This is a genomic window from Lysinibacillus sphaericus, assembly GCF_000600105.1.
GTDB classification, from domain to species: domain Bacteria; phylum Bacillota; class Bacilli; order Bacillales_A; family Planococcaceae; genus Lysinibacillus; species Lysinibacillus sphaericus.
In genome coordinates, this window is the sequence record NZ_CP006837.1 from 4,536,000 (window position 1) to 4,556,640 (window position 20,641).

The following is a 20,641-nucleotide window of genomic DNA, read 5'->3' on the forward strand; positions in this document are numbered from 1 at the left end:
CCACCTCGAATATTTGTTCTTATTTTCATTTTACATAAAAAAAGACAGCTTGGCACGATATGCCTCGCTGTCTTCCGAATTTATGCTTGTTAAATAGGCTAACCGCTTATTTGGAAATTGAAACGCCTTCTTTTTTCTTCACGACGAATTCATCATTCACATAATCAATGACGACTTGGTTTCCTTTTTCTACATTGCCTTTCAGCAGTTCTTCCGATAGACGGTCTTCCACTTGTTTTTGCAATGCACGACGGAGTGGACGAGCACCATATTGAGGGTCGTAGCCTTCCTCTGCAATTTTATTGAGTGCTGCATCTGTTAACTCTAACGTAATATCTTGTTCTTGCAGACGTTTTGTTAGCGTATTGGCCATCATTGAAATGATTTCTTTTAAGTGTTCTTTTTCTAATGAATGGAACACAATCATTTCGTCGATACGGTTTAGGAATTCAGGACGGAATGCTTTTTTCAATTCTTCAAGCATTGTGCCCTTCATATCTTTATGTTTCGACTCTGAGCTTCCTAAGCTGAAGCCAAGATTTTTTTGATATTTTAGCGCATCCGCACCGACGTTTGAAGTCATAATAACAACCGTATTACGGAAATCAACGACACGTCCTTTAGAATCTGTTAAACGACCATCTTCCAGCACTTGAAGTAAAATATTGAAAACATCTGGATGAGCTTTCTCAATTTCATCAAGAAGCACAACGGAATATGGTTTACGTCGAACTTTTTCTGTTAACTGACCACCATCATCAAAACCTACATAACCAGGAGGTGAGCCAACTAAACGTGAAGTCGAATGTTTCTCCATATATTCAGACATGTCAACGCGAATCATCGCATCTTCATCACCAAACATTACTTCTGCCAGCGCTCTAGCAAGTTCTGTTTTCCCCACCCCTGTAGGACCAAGGAAAATAAATGAACCGATTGGACGTTTTGGATCTTTTAAACCAGCTCTTGCACGTCGAATTGCACGAGAAATTGCCTCGACTGCCTCGCCTTGACCAACAACACGCTTGTGTAACTCTTCTTCAAGTTGTAATAGTTTAGCTGATTCTTCATGGGCAATTTTAGCTACTGGTATCCCAGTCCACATAGAAACGACTGCTGCCACATCGTCAACTGTTACTTTCGATTCTGCTTTGCCTTGTTCTTCTTTCCATGTTTTACGTGTCGTTTCAATTTCGTCTTTTAGCTTTTGCTCTGTATCTCTTAACGACGCAGCCTTTTCAAATTCCTGACCAGATACAGCCGCATTTTTTTCAGAACGAACATTTTCAAGTTTATCTTCTAGTGCTTTTAGGTTTGGTGGCACCGCAAATGAACGTAAGCGAACTTTTGACCCTGCTTCATCGATTAAGTCGATGGCTTTGTCAGGCAAGAAGCGGTCTGAAATATAACGATCACTCATTTTTGCCGCTGCTTCAATTGCTTCATCTGTGATTTTCACACGGTGATGCGCCTCATAGCGATCGCGTAAACCGTGAATAATTTGAATTGCTTCTTCAACAGTTGGTTCATCCACTTGAATTGGTTGGAAACGGCGCTCTAACGCTGCATCCTTTTCGATGTACTTGCGGTACTCATCTAATGTTGTAGCACCAATACATTGTAATTCTCCACGTGCTAGGGATGGTTTTAAAATGTTTGATGCATCAATTGCACCTTCTGCTCCCCCAGCACCGATTAATGTATGCAATTCATCAATGAATAAAATAACATTGCCTGCTTGTCGAATTTCATCCATCACTTTTTTCAAGCGATCTTCAAATTCTCCACGGTATTTAGTACCGGCTACAACTGTCCCCATATCAAGCGTCATAACACGTTTATCACGCAAAATTTCTGGTACTTCGTTGTTAATAATTTGTTGTGCTAAGCCTTCAGCGATTGCCGTTTTACCTACACCTGGCTCACCAATTAGTACAGGGTTATTTTTCGTACGGCGTGATAGTACTTCAATAACGCGTGTAATTTCCTTGCTGCGACCAATCACAGGGTCTAGCGAACCTTCACGAGCAATTTGAGTTAAATCGCGCGCCAAGCTATCTAAAGTCGGCGTATTTGCAGCCTGCGTCGCTTGTTGTCCAGATTGTGCGTTATCATTATTGCCTAACAACAGTAATACTTGCTGACGAGCTTTGTTTAAGCCTACACCTGCATTGTTTAACACACGAGCGGCTACCCCCTCACCTTCACGAATAAGCGCTAATAGTAAGTGCTCCGTACCGATATAGGAATGGCCTAATTTACGTGACTCATCGACAGATAGTTCAATTACTTTTTTGGCACGTGGTGTGTAATGAACGATTGGTCCAACATCCTCTGTTCCTTTTCCAACTAACTCTTCAATCCCCGCTTCAATCATTTGAGGGCTAATATCGATGGCTTCTAATGCTTTCGCTGCAATACCACCGCCTTCACGAATAAGCCCTAAAAGAATGTGCTCTGTTCCTATTGATTCGTGCTTCCAACGAATTGCCTCTTCCTGTGCAAGTTGTAATACTTTTTGTGCGCGTTGTGTAAAACGATTAAACATCATATGAATCCTCTCCTTTTCCCCCTATAGTAGGCTTACTCATTGTTTCAAGAAATAATGCCTCTCGGAGCATTTTTGCTCGAACTCGATCTCGTTCAGCAGGTGGTAAAGCTTCTCCTGCATAGTGCTGTAAAAACCCTGGTTGCATACTGACCACACACTCGTTCAATGTGGTTGCTTTAATATTTTGAATCAACTGTAAATCTACACCTAAACGAACATTCGATAGACAGGTTGCCGCTTCCTCACTTGTTAAAATGCGTGCATGCGTTAATGTACCTAAAGCTCTGTATATCCGATCTTCTAAGGCAAGTTCCGCTTTTTCCATTAGCTTATTTCTTGCCTGCCGTTCTTTTTGAATAATTTTTTCTGCAACACTTTGAATGTCTGCTAAAATATCTTCTTCTGTTTTACCTAGTGTAATCTGATTCGATACTTGGTAAACATTACCTAAATTTTCGCTACCTTCACCGTATATACCCCTGACAGTCATCCCTAAACGTGTCATTGCATTGATAATTTGATTCATCTGACCTGTCAGTGTAAGTGCGGGAAGGTGCATCATAACCGAAGCACGTAAGCCAGTACCAATATTCGTTGGGCAACTTGTTAAATAGCCGAAAGTATCTCGAAATGCATATGGCAAGGCTCCTTCTAAGGCACGATCAATTTTATTTGCTTCCTCGTATGCCTTCTGAAGTTGAAAACTCGCCGTCATACATTGAATGCGTAAATGGTCTTCTTCGTTCACCATAATGCAAATTGATTCATCTTCAGATAGCAACATGGAGCCGACTTGCTCTTTTTTCGCAAGCTGTGGACTAATTAAATGCTTTTCAACTAAAATTTGACGTTGTAACGGTGTTAAATCTTTTATGGAAAAATAAGAATATCTTTCTTGAAGTTTCGGACTGTCTTGAATGGCATGTGTCACAGCCTGCTCTACTTGTAACGCTTCATTTTCTGAAAAAACTAAAGGGAAACGATAGCCGTCTAAGTTTCGAGCAAGCCGAATGCGTGTACTGATGACGATATCTGAATAATCATCCTCCATTTCCATCCATGCAGGTGTAGCTCGCGCTAAAAACGATTCAATCATCATGACACATCACCACCTTCGAATTGTAGCTGCTGTTCGAGATTTTTTGCTTCGTCGCGAAGCTTCGCTGCTTCTTCAAACTGCTCCTCGTCAACAGCGGCCTTCATGCGTTTTCGAATATCTTCAATTTGCTTTTTAATAACAAAAACATTGCTTCGAGCACCAGGCATTTTCCCTATATGCTGTGGCCCCGCTTGAATGCGATTAAATAGCTTTGGCAAATGCTCACTAAATGTGTCATAGCAACTGGTACATCCAAATTTACCTTCTTTTAAAAATCGCTTATACGTAAATCCACATTGTGGACATGTTTGTTGCTGAGGTGGCGCTTGCTGTTTTTCACCAACTTTTTGCCATGTAGGTGAGCCAAACCAATTGGATAACAATTGTTGAATCGATACAGGCTCTTGTTTAAACTCTGCATGGAACGGATGGAACTGCGAGGCACAGACATCGCAATAATGGTGCTCCACCTTCTGCCCATTTTGAACTTGTGTCACAGTTACTGTCGCATTGCGCTGCTTGCAATGTTCGCAAATCATTTCCCTCACCTCTTTACTTTTGCTTTTCGTATTTTATAGTGGTTAACATCGCTCGCAAAATTTTCGCTCGAATGCTGTCCCGTAAAGGTAGCTGCAAATCTAAAGTCGAACGGTCAACCGCTGCTAACATTAATTTCGCTTCTCGCTTTGAAATAACCTGCTCGTCAATTAAACGATATACTAAATCCTCCGCCACTGTTTGCGAGGCTCCACCTTCAATTTGTAGGAGCACATCATCAATCAAATCAATTTGTGAGTTTGCACGGACACGTAAAATTCGAATGTATCCACCCCCACCTCGTTTACTTTCAACAAGGTAACCCCGCTCGGCTGTAAATCTTGTATTAATTACATAATTTATTTGTGATGGCACACATTGAAATTTATCTGCAATTTCACTTCGTTTAATTTCAATATGCCCTTCTCCACCTAATTCAAGTACTTGCTTTAAGTAGCCTTCTATGATGTCTGAAATATTACGCATGTTAGGAATACACCTCGCTTACCTCACTGACTTTGACTATCTTTGACTATCTTTGAGTATATTATACAAAACGCTTAAAAATAATTGCAATTAATTCGCACAGAGAAATGTCTAAAGCAATTTTTATCGTTGATTGATTGTAAAAAAATTTTAACCACTCGAAAACGTACTTATCGTTTAATGTACCCTTTTTGCTTATAGAAAAAACGCAAGCATATGCTTTTTGCATATACTTGCGTCTTTATCAATTATACCCAGCGACCGACAATCGGATAACGCCAAGGTTCCTCTGAAATAGCCTTTACGATTCCGATAATTGGTACGATGTATACCATAGCGATAAATATTAGTAAGAAAGGTAAACCAATTAATACAATACTTAAAATACTGGCAATGACAATTAGTACGCCCATTGCGATTTGGAACAATAAAGCTTGCACAGAAACGTTTTTCACTTCTTCTTCCGAACTAATTAAGAAAAATATAATCGGCACTAAAAATGGCGCAAAAAACGCACTGGCATGTATGATGACCTTAGACCATTTTGTTTCCATCTATTCAACCTTCCCTTTTTAATATGTCTTTTTATTAATACTATTATTTACGGAGCAATACGCTAAATAGTTTCAAATCGTTTCGACAATTTTAAAATTATTTTGAAAGGTATGTGATACACAGATGGAATTTAACAGCACACTTGCGAACGAATATGAAAAAGGCATTCGTCGTACTTTACCGAGTTACGATACGATGCTACGTTTAACGAAAACTTTTTATCAATCCGCTTTACAAGAGAATGCTAGTTTTTTAGTTGTTGGTTCCGGCAGTGGCAATGAAATACTACAGTTAGCTGAACAAAGGCCACAGTGGTCCTTTGTCGGTATCGATCCATCTGAAGCCATGTTGGAAATTGCAGAAAACCGTCTACATTCACTACCAAATGCGATTTCATTACTACAAGGCACCATGCTAACTGCACCAATCCCTGCAACAAAGTTTGATGCTGCTAGCTGTATACTTGTACTTCATTTTATTAATTCCTATGAGGAGAAGCTTGCTACATTAAAAGGGATTGCAAGCCATTTAAAATCAGGGGCACCATTTGTGCTTGTTTCTAAATATGGACAGCTCAACTCTTCTGACACAGAGCTACAATTTGACCTATGGCGCGCATATTGGCAGCAGCACACAAAACTTTCCACTACTGATTTAGCTAGCATGGAGCAGTCCATACGCTCGCTTTCATTTATGCGTGAAGATGACATTGTTACGCTTCTACAGCAGGCAGGCTTTACACAGCCATCACGATTTTTTGCAACGACATTATTTGGTGGTTGGATATGCTATAAAGAGTAAGGTTCCATCCCTTCCTGATGCATCCTTGCAACTTAGTGGTGTACTATAAGTACTACGGGTACTCGATCTGACGTTTCCCATGTCTTCTTTTACTTCTCACGCTTTGAAGGGAGACTTCGTGCTTATTTAAAATGAGATAAACAGATTTGAGGTGAATGCCGTGATTCGCACGATGGCCATGACGAAAGATCAACAATTAATAAAGGACTTTCCACTTGAAAACATTAAGCAAAACCATTACGAATGGTATTGGGTAGATTTTAGTTGCCCAACTACTGAAGAAGAACTATTGCTTGATACATTTTTCCACTTTCATCCGCTTGCGATTGAAGACTGCTTAATGCGTTTACAACGACCAAAGTTGGATTTTTACGAAGACTATCACTTTTTCGTTATTCATAAATTGAATGAAGAAACGCTAATTGCTGAGGAATTAAATATTTTCGTTTCCGATCATTTTATTGTGACATTCCACAAAAATGAAGCACCTGAAATCGATAAAGTACAGAAGCTTTTAGAAGAGCAACCGAAATATTGGGAACGCGGTACTTTTTTCCTGACCTATCAAACGATTGATAAAATAGTTGATAGTTATTTCCCTCTCGTCTATAAAATTGAGGACCATTTGAATGCTCTTGAAGATGAATTAACTTATCAAAGTAATGTAAATGCGATGCAAATTGTTTTTGAATTCCGCAGTGATTTACTCCATTTACGGCGCACCATTTTACCAATGCGCGACCTATTATACCGAATACTTAATTCTTATCGCTTTGCCCTAAAAAAATCAGAAAGAGCCTACTTTGGGGATATTCACGACCATTTAGTCAAACTTACGGAAATGGTCGAATCTAATCGTGAGCTGACCGCAGATATGCGTGATAGCTATATGGCTATGAACTCTAGCCGAATGAATGGCATTATGATGATGCTTACAATTGTCTCCACCATTTTCATTCCATTAACATTTATAGCAGGAGTTTATGGCATGAATTTTGATAATATGCCTGAACTACATGGCCGTTACAGCTACTTTATCGTTCTCGGTATTATGCTATTGATTGGGCTATTTATGTTGGTATTTTTCAAATATAAAGGCTGGTTCAAATTGTTTAAACCGTAACTTAAAGCAGTAACAAAACAATTTTTTTGAAAAACAAAATCCGCGCATAGCTCTCTAGGGAAAATAGACATGAGGAACAACATCTTACATTCGTACATGTTGCAACTCATGCTTTACCCATAGAAGGCGAAACGCGGATTTTTAATTTTAAAAAATAGTTGGTTTTACTTGGGGAACTTTTAAATGTCTCCACTATAATTAATAGGGACCTCGATCATCTACTTTATTTTCACCTTGCTGCGGGAATAAAAAGTATGCCAGTACGCCCGATATTAGTGTTGCACAAATCGTTATTAATAGTTGGTTTAAGTCAGGTACCTCTGCATAATAGTTCGTTAACATATAAACAGATCCAATTGCTACAATTACCATCACAGGAATCACAAACTTAAAACGCTTCTTCTCCATGTAATACCTCCTCAATACGATTTCTTTCACATACATTTTTTTGTTACGCTAAACAGTTCGTATTTTACATGTTTCCTAAATGAAATTCAAATTACGCTTTATGAGCGAAACGCTAATGCTTAAAGGTAAATCTGAATTATGTCCGCCAAGAATGTGAAAAATTATAGAAATAAACGAAATTTTTAACCAAATACACTACAAAAAATAGTAGAATAGATTAAATACCATATATTCACCAAATTTACAAACCTAACAATATATACACAAAGCGTCTTCGATACCTATATTATTATGGATTTATAAAGAATGGAGCAGACAACAATGAGTTGGTTTTCAAAAAAGAACAATTATGGTTATTCAATTACACTAACACCAGAAGCGTTTATACAACAAGTACAATTAGATGTTTCTAATCATCCTAAGTTACAAAAACAATTACAACTATTAGACTTAACTACTGAAGATTTAGCCATCATTAAACAATTGCAGCCATTAGTGAAAAATGTTATTCCTGAAATGGTCGATCAATTTTATGCAGCGATTAGCTTAAGCCAAAATTTATTAGATATTATTAACAGAACATCACAAATCGACCGTTTAAAAGTGACTTTACATAAGCATCTAAGTGATATGTTCGAAAGTCGTATTAATGACGACTACATTAAAGAAAGAAAGGCAATCGCTGAGACACATGTTCGAATTGGGCTCCAATCAAAGTGGTATATCGCTTCATTCCAATCATTAACTTCGACTTTTACAAACTTTACGAATGATTTAGATATTTCAAAGCATGACGCTATCCGTGCCATCAATGCCTTTTGTAAACTTATTAACTTTGAACAGCAACTTGTGATTGAGGCTTATGAAAAAGAAGAAGAACGCATTCGTAGCGTTGCAGATAAAACGAAGCACGCACTTGTTACTACAATTCAAAGTACGGCAGAAGAGTTAAATGCAATCAGCGAAGAAACAGCCGCTTCCCTTTTAGTCATCTCCTCTCAAACGGATGATATTGCAGTAGCCACTAAACAAGGTTTGAACTTCGTTGCCGATACACAAGACAAATCTAAACGCGGACAGCAGCAATTACAAGAACAAAATGACTTAATACATGTTATTTTGCAAAGTGTTAATGGCCTTGAAGTAACGATGAACCAATTGCGTACGTCGTCTCAAAAAATCTCTGAAATTGTTGGACTTGTTACAGGTATTGCAGACCAAACAAATTTATTAGCACTGAATGCTTCCATTGAAGCCGCTCGTGCTGGTGAGCATGGCAAAGGCTTTGCTGTTGTAGCAGAGGAAGTCCGCAAGCTTGCAGAAGAAACAAAAAGCGCTGTGCAAAACGTGTCACACCTGATAAAAGAAACAGAAAGTAATATTTCAACAATGGCGAATTCAGTTATCAATGTGGATCAAAAAATCCAACATAGCGTTGATACACAAACAAGCCTCTCGAAATCATTTAATGATATTGCTGAAGCAGTATCAGGTATTCAACAACAATATGTAAACACGGCTAAGGATATTTCAGCCATTTCAAATTTAATTACAGAGCTATCGCAAGGGGCAACACTCGTCTCCTCTTCTTCTGACTCACTCATTAATGTTGTAAATGAATTAAACATATAACACAACAAAAAAAGGAAATTGATCACATCGTATCAATTTCCTTTTCGTTTTAATGTGCCAAAGCACGTTTTTGCTTGCGATGCTCTCGTCGAGCCGGACCTGTTTCAAATAACCGTTTTTCTGCATCCGTTTCTGGGAAAATAGCAGGAACAGCCTTCGGTTTACCATCATCATCTACTGCAACCATCGTTACAAATGATTCGGTTGTTAATTTTTCTTCACCCGTCTCAATGTTACGAGAAATAACACGGACATAGACTTCCATAGATGAACGTCCTGTAGATGACACAATACTTTCAATTTCAAGAATATCACCCACATGCGCTGCTGATAAAAAATCAACAGAATCAATGGAGGCAGTGACAACATGCCCTTTTGCATGCTTCATCGCTGTAATTGCCGCAATTTCATCAATATAAGCTAACACTCTTCCACCAAAAATGGAATTATGATTATTAGTATCCGGTGGTAATACGAGACGCGTCTGAACCGTACGTGATTGGCTCATGGGTACAGCATTGGTTGTCATAGTTCTAGTTACTTCCTTTCATGTAATGTCCTTTCGTCATCGTATCGTAGAAAAAGAATGGATGCAAATTTAGAATGATTTTTTCATCGTTATAAACTTCATATCCGTCATTTCTTCAATCGCCCATTTAATACCCTCTCGACCGTAGCCACTCATTTTCACACCGCCATATGGCATATTATCGACTCGGAATGTTGGAATATCATTAATAATAACAGCACCTGCTTGTAATTCATCGGCTGCACGTAATGCATCTGGCAAGACATTCGTAAAAATCCCTGCATTTAAGCCAAGTTCCGACTCATTCACTAGTCGAATTGCGTCGTCTAATGTTTCATATGAAACAATTGACACGATTGGCGCGAATGTTTCCTGACAAACAATTTTCATATCGGCAGTCACGTTTGTCATTACTGTTGGGGTTAATGTACGTTCAGTAAATGTTCCACCCGTAGCAACCACTGCACCTTGAGCCTTCGCTTCCTCAATCCATGAATGAATACGACTAACTTCATTCGGATTAATCATGGCACTGACATCTGTATTTTTATCGAGTGGATCACCGACAACTAACTTTTCCGTTTGAGCTACAAATGCTTTTGTAAAAGCATCAACAATCGAGGCATGTACATAAATACGCTGAAGCGAAATACACACTTGTCCTGCAAAGCTAAATGCTCCGCTAACACAACGCGCGACAATTTTTTCAATAGGGGTCGATGGCTCAACAATCACCGCCGCATTTGAGCCTAGCTCTAACGTTACTTTGCGCAAGCCTACTTTTTCTTTTATGCCTAATCCAACCTTACCACTTCCAGTGAAGGTCACTTTTTTCACGAATGGATGAGTCACAAGTGTGTCACTTAGCTCACCACCACTACCCGTAACGATTTGTAGAGCGCCATCTGGTAATCCTGCTTCTTTAAATATTTCTGCCATTACAATTGCACTGAGCGGTGTTTGGGTTGCGGGCTTTAACACGACCGTATTCCCCACAGCAAAGGCAGGTCCCAATTTATGCGCAACTAAATTAAAAGGAAAGTTAAACGGTGTAATGGCAGAAATAACGCCTAATGGCTCACGCTTTGTCCAGCCAATGCGGTCGCCAGCTCCAGGCGCAGCATCCATCGGTACCGTTTCCCCTTTCACCTGTTTCGCTCCTTCGGCTGCAAACTGATAGGTTGCAATCGTGCGTTCTATTTCAGGTAAACCTGCTGAAATAGGTTTACCCGCCTCTTGTGCTAAAATTTCGGCCAATTCGTCTTTTCGACGTCGCATAATGTCGACTACTTTATATAAAATTTCGGCACGGTCGTATGCAGTAGTTTGTTTAAATGAAAGAAAAGCATTTTGGGCACCTTCAATTGCTTGCTCAACATCTGAAACAGATGCCTTGGCAACCTTTGCAATAATCTCACCGTTATAAGGCGAAGTTAATTCATAGGTTTCCTTCGCTTCTTGCCATTGTCCATTTATCCAAAGCTTTGTTTCGTTCATTTTCAATACACCTCCGAATATTCTGTTCCTCTTTAGTTTATCATGAAGTGCTGGAATTTGACGCTACTGCTGCTGCGGTCATGGCGGATATCATCGCCGCCTGTTGTGCCTGAATTAGTAATTCAATAGATGACATAATTGCCATAGATAATGATTGTTGCACTTTAGCCATATCATAAATAGCCATTTGAACCGCCATAAACAACACAAATTCTTGATGCCACTTCAATAATTTCATTCCCTTTAAATCATGATACAAATCAATAATTTGCTGTAGCTGTCCTGAATTTAATTGAAAAATCGCTAAAAAACCTAGTAATGGATAATGTATATACTTTACTTTGACACCTTGCTTCTTTAAATTATCGCGAATTGTCGCAACAGTAGATATAAGGTCACTGTCATATTGAGCAGATAAAAAGGTTAAAATTTGGGATAACCATTGTAGTTCATTTCCCACACTAAATTGATACGTGCGTAATTCCTTATAATAACGATTCATTGTTTCTGCGCGTAAAACAACATCGTCATTCGGGCTACTTAATAGCACAGTATATGGGATAACATCAAAGGAAGTGAGAAAGCGGTGATGTTTGCTAATAGCTTCATATAAAGCTCTTGCCGTCTGTGCATGCACCCTCTTCTCATTTTCATTTTCTGTTAAAAATTGAGCACCAATAAAACTAAAGTTTCCTCTTTTAAAGTGAGCTTCTTTTAATATTTTTTCATTATTTAATAACGTCTTTACCGCCTCTTCGGTATTGTCTTGCTCCATCATATTGGCTGCAATGCTGTACCCTATTGATGTACCCTATTGATGTACGCAATGGCGACATCCGCGATGTTTGACTCTTCATTTCTTCTATAACAGCTTTAAACTTTTCTGTATCAAACATTTTCCCTGCTGCAACATATGTGCTGGCAATAGCTAAGATAATTTTGCGATCAACTGCCCTGCCTGCAACCTTCGATACAGCCTCTACCGTTTGTGTAAATTGGTTTTCAATTATAACAATATCCATCTTCGGCACACTCCTTTTCACTATTTACGTAATATTCTGTTGTAAAGATTCAATCATTTTGTAACAAAAAACATAAAAAGTAAACTTAAATTAATGTAAGAATTAGGTATTATATGGTTAAATAACGATAATAAACGATGAATGGGGGGCTTTATTATGATTGAAAGAACCATAAAAAAATACTTATTCACTCAAACTTTACAACACCGAATACAGCTTTATTTATTATTGCGAAATTCCACAACTAACGTAAGTCTACATACTCTTTTCCAAAAAAATTAGCATAAAAAAACAGCGACAAAAATGCTTTTTGCCGCTGTCCCTAACTATTCGATTAAACCTAGCTCTTTTAACTCTTCTGTCGAAAAAGCTCTAGACCTTGTTAAAAACCGCTTACCTTCTACGCCTTCAAGAGAGAACATACCGCCTCTGCCGTCAACTACGTCTAAAATAATTTGTGTATGCTTCCAATAATCATATTGGTTTTTGTGCATATAAAATGGTGTGCCCCCCACCTTACCTAAACATATATCCTGCTCACCTAATATTAAGTCACCGTCAGGATAACACATCGGAGAGGAGCCATCGCAGCATCCCCCTGATTGATGAAACATAACCGGTCCATGCTTTTCCTTCAATAATTCGATTAGTGCCAGCGCTTCTTCTGTTGCTAAAACACGTTCAACCACGCGTTAGCACCTCCTTACTAATTAGAAGAAACCAAGTTTGTTTTCGTTATAGCTTACTAATAAGTTTTTCGTTTGTTGATAATGCGATAGCATCATCTTATGTGTCTCACGACCGATTCCTGACATTTTATAGCCACCGAACGCTGCATGTGCAGGATATGCATGGTAGCAGTTTGTCCAAACACGCCCCGCTTGAATACCACGTCCAAAACGATAAGCTGTATTCATATCACGTGTCCAAATGCCCGAACCTAATCCATACAATGTATCATTGGCAATTTCCAATGCCTCTTCTTTTGTTTTAAATGTTGTCACTGCAACAACTGGGCCAAAAATTTCTTCTTGGAAGATACGCATCTTATTGTGCCCTTTGAAGACAGTTGGTTTAACGTAGTAGCCATTTTCAAAGCCTGCCCCTACATTATTTTTCTCGCCTCCAATTAGACATTGTGCACCTTCTTGTTTACCAATATCTAAGTAAGACAGAATTTTTTCCATTTGCTCACTTGAAGCCTGTGCACCCATCATTGTATTTGGATCTAACGGATTCCCAACTTGAATCGCTTCAACACGTTGTAATACACGCTCCATGAACTTGTCATAAATCGATTCTTGAATTAATGCGCGTGAAGGGCATGTACAAACTTCACCTTGGTTCAGGGCAAACAATACAAAGCCCTCTACCGCTTTATCTAAAAAGGCATCATCTTCATCCATAATATCTTCGAAGAAAATATTTGGAGACTTTCCGCCCAATTCTAACGTAACTGGAATAAGGTTTTGAGAAGCATATTGCATAATTAAACGACCTGTTGTCGTTTCACCTGTAAAAGCAATTTTGCCAATACGAGGGTTAGATGCAAGTGGTTTTCCTGCTTCTAAACCGAATCCGTTCACCACGTTTAGTACGCCTGGTGGCAATAAATCACCAATCAACTCTACTAATACCATAATAGATACTGGTGTTTGCTCTGCTGGCTTTAACACAACACAGTTGCCAGCAGCAAGGGCAGGAGCTAGTTTCCATACAGCCATTAATATTGGGAAGTTCCAAGGAATGATTTGACCCACTACCCCAATTGGCTCATGGAAATGGTAAGCAACCGTATCATTATCAATTTGACTTAGCGCGCCTTCTTGTGCACGTAATGCACCAGCAAAATAACGGAAATGATCAATGGCTAAAGGGATATCTGCATTTAACGTTTCCCTTACTGCCTTACCGTTATCCCATGTTTCGGCAACAGCTAACTTTTCTAAGTTTTGTTCAATACGGTCCGCAATTTTAAGTAAAATGTTAGCACGCTCTGTAGCGGATGTTTGTCCCCATGCATCTTTTGCGGCATGTGCTGCATCAAGTGCAAGTTCAATATCCTCAGCAGAGGAACGCGCTGCTTGTGTAAAAACTTGTCCAGTAACAGGAGTGACATTATCGAAGTATTGACCTTTCACTGGGGGTGTCCATTCTCCACCAATGTAATTATCGTATCTTTCTTTGAATTGAACTACCGATCCTTCAGTGTTTGGAAATGCATAAACCATTTTACTTCTCCCCTTTACACAAAATAATAGAAAATATCTAGAAAAATCGTAATTATATATCGAAATAACGATATTTTCATAGAAACCTTCTTACCCACTATATTGTCAGAAATGCATGATTATTTCAACTTTTTAAATTAAAATTTTGTAATATTTATTTTTAGTAGAAAAGCTTCTAGAATTCACGCTATAAACAACGATAGGGTATACTTAAGCTACGATAAAATGTTTAGGAGAACTATATGAGAATTAACAAATATTTAAGTGAAGCGGGCATCGTGTCTCGTCGTGGTGCTGATAAATGGGTCGAAGAAGGTAAAGTAACAATCAATGGCGTACTTGCTACTGTGGGCAGCCAAGTAGAAGCGGGCGATATTGTTTGTGTGGATGGCAAAGAGGTAAAAAAAGAAGAGCAACTAGTTTATATTGCCTTAAACAAACCAGTTGGTATTACAAGTACAACAGAGCGTCATATCAAAGGAAATGTCGTTGATTTTATCAATCATCCTCTACGCATTTTCCATATTGGTCGACTGGATAAGGAATCTGAAGGATTATTATTAATGACCAATGATGGCGATATTGTAAATAAAATTCTACGTGCAGAAAACCACCATGAAAAAGAATACATCGTACAAGTTGATAAGCCGATAACAGAACAATTTATTAAAAAGATGGCTGCAGGCGTTGATATTTTAGATACAACGACATTACCTTGCTACGTTGAAAAAATTTCAGATAAAGTGTTTAAAATTATTTTAGAGCAAGGCTTAAATCGCCAAATACGCCGTATGTGTTCAGCATTAGGGTATTCCGTTAAACGATTACAGCGCATACGCATTATGAATATTAAGCTTGGCAATTTAAAGGTCGGGCAATGGCGCGATTTAACTGATAAAGAGCGAGCAGAATTATTTAAACTACTTAATTACACAGTAAAATAAAGCAATTGGGAGGATTGGAAAGATGCTTTCTATTCAAAGTACTGAACAACTTACGGGTGTACGAATAAGCGGTGACTTTTGGGATTTAGATGCCCTTATTCAAGCGATTTATCAAGTAACTGGAGATGAAAACAAATACTATGATTACCAAGGTGCGCGACTTCGCATTCTTGGTATTTGCCGTAATCTCCATCAAGCAATGCAAGGTGAGCATCAGCTTGAATTTGTCAGTAATGGACTGAACAAAAGTATACTTTCTCGACATGAAACGATTTTTCCAACTAAAAATGTCTACTACGGGACAGAGGTACTGTGGCCGGAGCTTCTTTTTACAGCGATTGCTTTAAATGATTTCATTCGCTTACATCAGGAATTGATTGATTCTTCCGATTGGAATGGTGATGTGGCAACGATTCGTAAATTCCAAGCAGCGGTTGCTGACTGTCTGGAGCAAGAGCTTACGGAAGATGAATTTTTAGTATTTTTAAGGATGATTCATTCTAAGAGCCCTTTAACCTTCCGCTATGCTACGCAGTATGTAGATGTACTAAATTTAGAATACATAGATTTAAATACGCAAACACGCAAAGCGCATTTAGCCTCCTTTGCACTTCGTTTAATGCTAGAGGATGAGGAATACGTTGCACTTAAATCGCAATTAATCGAAGTTGCCAGTACGACAAAAAAAGCACTACATGAAATTCCAATCAATGCAAGCTACCCTGAAGAAATTTTATGGTAATCTAGGACAAAAGAGAAAAGGTGTTAGATTGATGGCAGTCAATCTAACACCTTTTTTGCTCGCCGTTGTTGTTGGCTTCGACGGTACTTTCCGCTCAGCACAGTAAGCCGCAACCCTCGCTAACGCGCGAAATGCCAGCGTCTTACGATGTGTGCTGTCCTGCAGGAGTCACCGCCTCCGCTACCAACAACTAGTGAACCCTTCTAATGTTTTATTTATTGCAAAAGCAGGAATAGCTAAGTTCTCCATATAGCAAAAATGTATGAACACCTTTCCTCTGTTCTTTAAATTTTTTTAGTTATGTCCCAACCACTTTTTACTGCGCAGTTGCTTTCTGCGGTGTACCTAGTGCTCTTTGCTAAACTCTTTGTGACTATTTAATCGTCTCGTAAGCCATTTTACGAATAACCACTTCATGTTGCGGATAATCAGCTAAAAGCTCATTTTGTGTAAATAGCTCAAAGTCCTCAAAATCAAAACCTGGTGCTACCATGCAGCCTACTAAACTAAATGTATTGGCATCCTCAACAGACGAACCGAAAATCGTATTTTTCGGCACCGCCACCTGTGGCACCTCACCCGCTTCTATATTTAAGCCTAATTTTTTTGCCTCATATGTACCATCAGGGAAAATCATATGAACCGTTAATGGGCTACCTGCATGATAATACCAAAGCTCATCTGACTTTAACCGATGTAAATGAGAGATATCTTGCGAACGTAATAAAAAATAAATGCTTGTATAAATCGGTCGTTCTACATCTCTTACAGCTATTTCCTCTGTCGATTTAAACGTAGAAATATAGTATCCGCCCTCAGGATGTTGTGCCAATGCTAATTTTTCTATAAAATATTGTGCTGAATAGTGCATGCTAACCTCACTCCTTTTTCCCACCTTACCAAAAAAGAAAGGTTTCGCGCTACTTCCATCTATTATCGTCGTTCTACAACATGAAAAAGGGTATCTCGAATCAATTCCGAGACACCCCTTCCAATTACATACCACCTAAATATGCCGCTTTTACTTGTTCACTTTCTTGTAGCTCTTTCGCTGTACCCGATAATACAATGCGTCCTGTTTCAAGTACGTATGCGCGGTCAGCTACCGATAATGCCATATTGGCATTCTGCTCTACCAGCAATACCGTTGTACCTTCTTTATTCACTTGTTCAATAATATTGAAGATATTTTTTACCATAAGTGGTGCAAGCCCCATTGAAGGCTCATCCATTAACAACAACTTTGGTTTTGCCATCAATGCACGACCCATCGCCAACATTTGTTGCTCACCACCAGATAATGTGCCAGATTGCTGTTTACGACGCTCTAGTAGACGCGGGAATAACTCAAAGACATGATCCATATCTTTCTTTATGCCAGCCTTATCATTACGCAAGTATGCGCCAAGCTCAAGGTTTTCCTCTACTGTCATATTAGCAAATACACGGCGACCTTCAGGCACGTGTGAAATACCTGATTTTACAATGGTTTGTGCAGCCTTACCTGCAATCGAGAAGCCTTCATATTCTAGAATGCCCCCTTTAGGTTTTAATAAGCCTGACAAGGTTTTTAATAATGTACTTTTACCAGCACCATTGGCACCGATTAATGTGACAATTTCCCCCTCGTTAACTTCTAAAGAGACGCCTTTTAATGCTTGAATATTTCCATAGAATACATCAATATTTTGTACTTTTAGCATTAGCTGATAACCTCCTCACCAAGGTACGCTTCAATGACCTTTGGATTGTTGCGAATTTCTTCTGGTGTCCCATCAGCGATTAGTTGCCCGTGGTCGAGGACGTAAATTCGTTCACATATCCCCATTACTAAGCTCATATCGTGCTCAATTAGTAGAATCGTTAATCCAAACTCTTTACGAATAAAAGCAATTAGTTCCATTAAGTCATGTGTTTCTTGTGGATTCATCCCTGCCGCTGGTTCATCAAGTAACAATAGCTTTGGATTTGCCGCTAATGCACGTGCAATCTCCAGACGACGTTGCATACCATACGGAAGGTTTTTTGCTAACTCATTCTTATAAATATCTAAGCCAAATATTTTTAAGAATTCCGTTGATTGCTGTTCCATTGCCGCTTCACCTTTAAAGTGACTTGGCAAACGGAAAATAGATGACCACATCGAATGTTTTGCTAGAGAATGGTTCGCTACTTTTACATTATCTAATACAGATAGTTCTTTAAAGAGACGAATATTTTGGAACGTACGGCTAATACCTTTTTGCGTTACTTGATAGGGTGCAAGGCCATTTAACTTTAATCCGTTAAATGTAATCGTTCCTTCAGTCGGCGTATACACACCAGTTAGCATATTAAAGCTTGTTGTTTTACCTGCACCATTTGGCCCGATAAGCCCTACTAATTCACCTTGATTTAGGTACATATTAACGCCCTGTACCGCCTTTAAACCACCGAATTGAATACCCATGTTTTCTACTTTGATAAGAAGGTTTCCAGTCATTATTTTGTACCTCCTTTTTTACCAAACTTAAATAAATGCGTAATTTCCTTTGTCCCCATTAAACCGGTTGGACGGTATAGCATAACAATGATTAATACTAAGCTGTAAATAATCATTCGTGTTTCTGGGAAGTTCGCTAAGTATGTTGAAATCAACGTTAAAAATACTGCTGCAATAACAGAACCTGACAGACTTCCTAAGCCCCCAAGCACAACGTAAATTAATATATCAAATGATTTTAAGAAACCGAACGTAGTCGGTTGAATAATGTAGAAGTTATGTGCAAAAATAGCCCCTGCAAGACCGGCAAAGAAAGAGCCAATCGCGAATGCTACAACTTTATAGTAAGTTGTATTAATACCCATGGCATCCGCAGCGATTTCATCTTCTCGAATCGAAATACAAGCACGTCCATGGCGAGAATTTGTAAAGTTAGAAATAACTAAAATCGTCAATACCACTCCTACGAATGCATATGTCCAATTCGATAAATATTTCACTTGCATCCCCGCTGCCCCACCGACGTAATCCGTATTTAAAAAGACAATACGAATAATCTCAGCAAAGCCAAGTGTTGCAATGGCTAAATAATCCCCTTTTAAACGTAGTGTTGGAATACCTACGATTAAACCAGCTACTGCTGCTGCAAGCGCCCCTAGGAAAATAGCTAACGGGAACGGCAGCATTAGCTTTGTAGTAATAATAGCTGAAATATAAGCACCAACTGCAAGGAAACCGGCATGTCCAATAGAGAATTGCCCCGTAACCCCGATAACGATGTGCAAGCTGACAGCTAGCATGATGTTAATGCACATGGTGATTAACATATTTTTATAGTACAAGTCAATTATTTCTGTTGTAATTAGTGCCTGAACAACCACATAGATGACTAGCGCTAATACTGCATAGCCCCAGAAAACTTTAGACTTCTTCATCATTACCGCTCACCTACACTTTCTCGCGGGCGTTTTTACCGAAGATACCCGATGGTCTGAAAATCAAGATTAAAATTAAAATGACAAATGCTGCTGCATCGCGCCATAAAGAGAATCCAAGTGCACTTACAAATGATTCCACGACACCTAGTAGCATACCGCCAACCATTGCCCCTGGAATAATACCAATACCACCAAGAACCGCGGCGATGAACGCTTTAACCCCTGGAATAACACCCATTAACGGGTCAATTTTCGTATAATACACACCGAAGATTACACCCGCAGCTCCAGCTAATGCCGAACCTATAGCAAATGTTGCTGAAATGGTATTATCTACGTTAATTCCCATTAGGCGTGCCGCATCTGCATCATGTGAAACTGCGCGCATTGCCTTGCCAATTTTTGTTTTATGTACGATGAATTGTAAAAGAATCATCAGTACGATAGAGACAGATAAAATTAAAATAGATGTACTACTAATTTGAACCCCGAAGACATCAAATGTTGTATTTTTAATGACTTCAGGATATGCTGCAGGCTGTGCCCCTCTGAAGAAAATTGTCGTATATTCGATTAATAGCGACACCCCGATTGCTGTAATTAAAGCAGCAATACGCGTCGCATTTCGTAACCGTTTATATGCTATACGTTCTATTAACACACCAAAAATTGCGCAAACTGCCATCGCTAATAATAATGCTGGTAAGAAGCCCAGCTCCCATTTAGCAATTGCGTAAAAGCCAATAAATGCCCCAATCATGAAAACATCACCGTGGGCGAAGTTAATGAGCTTAATAATACCGTATACCATCGTATACCCTAACGCTATTAACGCGTAGATACTACCTAGTGAAATACCATTCACAAGCTGTTGTATCCATTCCATGAGCGTTCACTCCTTTATTATTTTTTAAAAGCATGCAAAAATGGGACCTATTTCTACATAGTGAAAGTGAATGCAGAAAAACTCGTGTCCCTCATAAAAAGTATTTCCGATTCCTTATGCTAGAATCTATGCTTTTTTTATTAGTCTAGTTGTCTATGAAAAAATAAAAGAGAAGGCA

22 protein-coding genes are annotated in these 20,641 nt (G+C 38.9%); 5 read left to right on the forward strand and 17 right to left on the reverse strand.

The features are described from left to right. Positions 1 to 106: 106 nt before the first annotated feature. The 5 genes from T479_RS22055 to T479_RS22075 all read right to left on the reverse strand — a co-directional run bounded on the left by T479_RS22055 (position 107) and on the right by T479_RS22075 (position 5,227). The gene (locus tag T479_RS22055; RefSeq protein ID WP_024364397.1) at positions 107 to 2,551 is read right to left on the reverse strand and encodes an ATP-dependent Clp protease ATP-binding subunit; all 2,445 of its coding nucleotides are present in this window, start codon (positions 2,549 to 2,551) and stop codon (positions 107 to 109) included. Next, positions 2,541 to 3,650 (reverse strand): protein-arginine kinase McsB, encoded by a 1,110-nt coding sequence (locus tag T479_RS22060; protein WP_024364398.1) that lies wholly within the window; start codon positions 3,648 to 3,650, stop codon positions 2,541 to 2,543. The genes T479_RS22055 and T479_RS22060 overlap by 11 nt, the downstream gene beginning before the upstream one ends. Continuing rightward, positions 3,647 to 4,189, reverse strand: coding sequence for a UvrB/UvrC motif-containing protein (locus tag T479_RS22065; RefSeq protein ID WP_024364399.1), 543 nt, complete (start codon positions 4,187 to 4,189; stop codon positions 3,647 to 3,649). The genes T479_RS22060 and T479_RS22065 overlap by 4 nt, the downstream gene beginning before the upstream one ends. A 13-nt stretch (positions 4,190 to 4,202) precedes the next feature. After that, entirely contained in the window at positions 4,203 to 4,673 is a 471-nt protein-coding gene (locus tag T479_RS22070; RefSeq protein WP_024364400.1) for a CtsR family transcriptional regulator, read from the reverse strand. A gap of 248 nt (positions 4,674 to 4,921) precedes the next feature. After that, positions 4,922 to 5,227 carry a DUF4870 domain-containing protein gene (locus T479_RS22075; RefSeq protein WP_024364401.1) on the reverse strand — a complete coding sequence of 102 codons (306 nt, stop codon included), beginning with the start codon at positions 5,225 to 5,227 and terminating at the stop codon, positions 4,922 to 4,924. A gap of 124 nt (positions 5,228 to 5,351) precedes the next feature. Between T479_RS22075 and T479_RS22080 the strand changes: the two genes are divergently transcribed. Further along, entirely contained in the window at positions 5,352 to 6,029 is a 678-nt protein-coding gene (locus T479_RS22080; protein ID WP_025220853.1) for a class I SAM-dependent methyltransferase, read from the forward strand. A gap of 160 nt (positions 6,030 to 6,189) precedes the next feature. After that, positions 6,190 to 7,152: a magnesium/cobalt transporter CorA gene (gene corA, locus T479_RS22085; RefSeq protein WP_024364403.1), complete on the forward strand. Its 963-nt coding sequence runs from the start codon at positions 6,190 to 6,192 to the stop codon at positions 7,150 to 7,152. 198 nt (positions 7,153 to 7,350) lie between these two features. Here the strand turns inward: corA and T479_RS22090 are convergent, their stop codons facing one another. Continuing rightward, positions 7,351 to 7,560, reverse strand: a complete 210-nt coding sequence (locus T479_RS22090; protein WP_024364404.1) for a hypothetical protein — start codon at positions 7,558 to 7,560, stop codon at positions 7,351 to 7,353. 321 nt (positions 7,561 to 7,881) lie between these two features. Here T479_RS22090 and T479_RS22095 point away from each other — a divergent pair, with 321 nt between their 5' ends. Further along, positions 7,882 to 9,192, forward strand: a complete 1,311-nt coding sequence (locus tag T479_RS22095) for a globin-coupled sensor protein (RefSeq protein WP_024364405.1) — start codon at positions 7,882 to 7,884, stop codon at positions 9,190 to 9,192. Between the two features lie 49 nt (positions 9,193 to 9,241). Here T479_RS22095 and T479_RS22100 read toward each other — a convergent pair whose 3' ends face one another. The 6 genes from T479_RS22100 to adh all read right to left on the reverse strand — a co-directional run bounded on the left by T479_RS22100 (position 9,242) and on the right by adh (position 14,471). Beyond that, on the reverse strand, positions 9,242 to 9,721 hold the full coding sequence (locus T479_RS22100; protein ID WP_024364406.1) for an acyl-CoA thioesterase: 480 nt from the start codon (positions 9,719 to 9,721) through the stop codon (positions 9,242 to 9,244). A 69-nt stretch (positions 9,722 to 9,790) separates the two neighbouring features. Next, positions 9,791 to 11,218 (reverse strand): aldehyde dehydrogenase family protein, encoded by a 1,428-nt coding sequence (locus T479_RS22105; protein WP_024364407.1) that lies wholly within the window; start codon positions 11,216 to 11,218, stop codon positions 9,791 to 9,793. A gap of 40 nt (positions 11,219 to 11,258) precedes the next feature. Further along, positions 11,259 to 11,996 (reverse strand): DUF4003 family protein, encoded by a 738-nt coding sequence (locus tag T479_RS22110; protein ID WP_227665389.1) that lies wholly within the window; start codon positions 11,994 to 11,996, stop codon positions 11,259 to 11,261. Further along, complete coding sequence (locus T479_RS24150) at positions 11,947 to 12,240, reverse strand: hypothetical protein (protein ID WP_227665390.1); 294 nt, start codon at positions 12,238 to 12,240, stop codon at positions 11,947 to 11,949. Before T479_RS24150 ends, T479_RS22110 begins: the two co-directional genes overlap by 50 nt. 326 nt (positions 12,241 to 12,566) lie before the next feature. Beyond that, positions 12,567 to 12,929: a DUF779 domain-containing protein gene (locus T479_RS22115; protein WP_024364411.1), complete on the reverse strand. Its 363-nt coding sequence runs from the start codon at positions 12,927 to 12,929 to the stop codon at positions 12,567 to 12,569. A gap of 21 nt (positions 12,930 to 12,950) precedes the next feature. Continuing rightward, on the reverse strand, positions 12,951 to 14,471 hold the full coding sequence (adh, locus tag T479_RS22120) for an aldehyde dehydrogenase (protein WP_024364412.1): 1,521 nt from the start codon (positions 14,469 to 14,471) through the stop codon (positions 12,951 to 12,953). Positions 14,472 to 14,713: 242 nt separating this feature from the next. Here adh and rluF point away from each other — a divergent pair, with 242 nt between their 5' ends. Together rluF and T479_RS22130 are read left to right on the forward strand one after the other, a co-directional pair. Continuing rightward, positions 14,714 to 15,415 carry a 23S rRNA pseudouridine(2604) synthase RluF gene (rluF, locus tag T479_RS22125; protein ID WP_025220854.1) on the forward strand — a complete coding sequence of 234 codons (702 nt, stop codon included), beginning with the start codon at positions 14,714 to 14,716 and terminating at the stop codon, positions 15,413 to 15,415. 22 nt (positions 15,416 to 15,437) lie between these two features. Next, entirely contained in the window at positions 15,438 to 16,157 is a 720-nt protein-coding gene (locus T479_RS22130) for a DUF6904 family protein (RefSeq protein WP_025220855.1), read from the forward strand. 373 nt (positions 16,158 to 16,530) lie between these two features. On the opposite strand, the gene T479_RS22135 is transcribed toward T479_RS22130, so the two are convergent. The 5 genes from T479_RS22135 to T479_RS22155 all read right to left on the reverse strand — a co-directional run bounded on the left by T479_RS22135 (position 16,531) and on the right by T479_RS22155 (position 20,463). After that, positions 16,531 to 17,028: a cupin domain-containing protein gene (locus T479_RS22135; RefSeq protein ID WP_025220856.1), complete on the reverse strand. Its 498-nt coding sequence runs from the start codon at positions 17,026 to 17,028 to the stop codon at positions 16,531 to 16,533. Positions 17,029 to 17,152: 124 nt separating this feature from the next. Next, positions 17,153 to 17,860: an ABC transporter ATP-binding protein gene (locus T479_RS22140; protein ID WP_025220857.1), complete on the reverse strand. Its 708-nt coding sequence runs from the start codon at positions 17,858 to 17,860 to the stop codon at positions 17,153 to 17,155. Next, positions 17,860 to 18,639: an ABC transporter ATP-binding protein gene (locus T479_RS22145; protein ID WP_024364417.1), complete on the reverse strand. Its 780-nt coding sequence runs from the start codon at positions 18,637 to 18,639 to the stop codon at positions 17,860 to 17,862. Before T479_RS22145 ends, T479_RS22140 begins: the two co-directional genes overlap by 1 nt. Then, entirely contained in the window at positions 18,639 to 19,574 is a 936-nt protein-coding gene (locus tag T479_RS22150; RefSeq protein WP_025220858.1) for a branched-chain amino acid ABC transporter permease, read from the reverse strand. Before T479_RS22150 ends, T479_RS22145 begins: the two co-directional genes overlap by 1 nt. Before the next feature lie 13 nt (positions 19,575 to 19,587). After that, on the reverse strand, positions 19,588 to 20,463 hold the full coding sequence (locus T479_RS22155; RefSeq protein ID WP_024364419.1) for a branched-chain amino acid ABC transporter permease: 876 nt from the start codon (positions 20,461 to 20,463) through the stop codon (positions 19,588 to 19,590). Between the last annotated feature and the right edge of the window lie 178 nt (positions 20,464 to 20,641).

Bases quoted from the DNA above. Each gene is read 5' to 3' on its own strand.
- T479_RS22155 (WP_024364419.1), bottom strand. From the start codon at position 20,463: ATGGAATGGATACAACAGCTTGTGAATGGTATTTCACTAGGTAGTATC.
- T479_RS22110 (WP_227665389.1), bottom strand. From the start codon at position 11,996: ATGATGGAGCAAGACAATACCGAAGAGGCGGTAAAGACGTTATTAAAT.
- T479_RS22150 (WP_025220858.1), bottom strand. From the start codon at position 19,574: ATGAAGAAGTCTAAAGTTTTCTGGGGCTATGCAGTATTAGCGCTAGTC.
- T479_RS22075 (WP_024364401.1), bottom strand. From the start codon at position 5,227: ATGGAAACAAAATGGTCTAAGGTCATCATACATGCCAGTGCGTTTTTT.
- T479_RS22135 (WP_025220856.1), bottom strand. From the start codon at position 17,028: ATGCACTATTCAGCACAATATTTTATAGAAAAATTAGCATTGGCACAA.
- T479_RS22105 (WP_024364407.1), bottom strand. From the start codon at position 11,218: ATGAACGAAACAAAGCTTTGGATAAATGGACAATGGCAAGAAGCGAAG.
- T479_RS22070 (WP_024364400.1), bottom strand. From the start codon at position 4,673: ATGCGTAATATTTCAGACATCATAGAAGGCTACTTAAAGCAAGTACTT.
- T479_RS22080 (WP_025220853.1), top strand. From the start codon at position 5,352: ATGGAATTTAACAGCACACTTGCGAACGAATATGAAAAAGGCATTCGT.
- T479_RS22090 (WP_024364404.1), bottom strand. From the start codon at position 7,560: ATGGAGAAGAAGCGTTTTAAGTTTGTGATTCCTGTGATGGTAATTGTA.
- adh (WP_024364412.1), bottom strand. From the start codon at position 14,471: ATGGTTTATGCATTTCCAAACACTGAAGGATCGGTAGTTCAATTCAAA.
- T479_RS22095 (WP_024364405.1), top strand. From the start codon at position 7,882: ATGAGTTGGTTTTCAAAAAAGAACAATTATGGTTATTCAATTACACTA.
- T479_RS22145 (WP_024364417.1), bottom strand. From the start codon at position 18,639: ATGACTGGAAACCTTCTTATCAAAGTAGAAAACATGGGTATTCAATTC.
- rluF (WP_025220854.1), top strand. From the start codon at position 14,714: ATGAGAATTAACAAATATTTAAGTGAAGCGGGCATCGTGTCTCGTCGT.
- T479_RS22130 (WP_025220855.1), top strand. From the start codon at position 15,438: ATGCTTTCTATTCAAAGTACTGAACAACTTACGGGTGTACGAATAAGC.
- T479_RS22060 (WP_024364398.1), bottom strand. From the start codon at position 3,650: ATGATGATTGAATCGTTTTTAGCGCGAGCTACACCTGCATGGATGGAA.
- T479_RS22055 (WP_024364397.1), bottom strand. From the start codon at position 2,551: ATGATGTTTAATCGTTTTACACAACGCGCACAAAAAGTATTACAACTT.
- T479_RS24150 (WP_227665390.1), bottom strand. From the start codon at position 12,240: ATGGATATTGTTATAATTGAAAACCAATTTACACAAACGGTAGAGGCT.
- T479_RS22140 (WP_025220857.1), bottom strand. From the start codon at position 17,860: ATGCTAAAAGTACAAAATATTGATGTATTCTATGGAAATATTCAAGCA.
- T479_RS22100 (WP_024364406.1), bottom strand. From the start codon at position 9,721: ATGACAACCAATGCTGTACCCATGAGCCAATCACGTACGGTTCAGACG.
- T479_RS22065 (WP_024364399.1), bottom strand. From the start codon at position 4,189: ATGATTTGCGAACATTGCAAGCAGCGCAATGCGACAGTAACTGTGACA.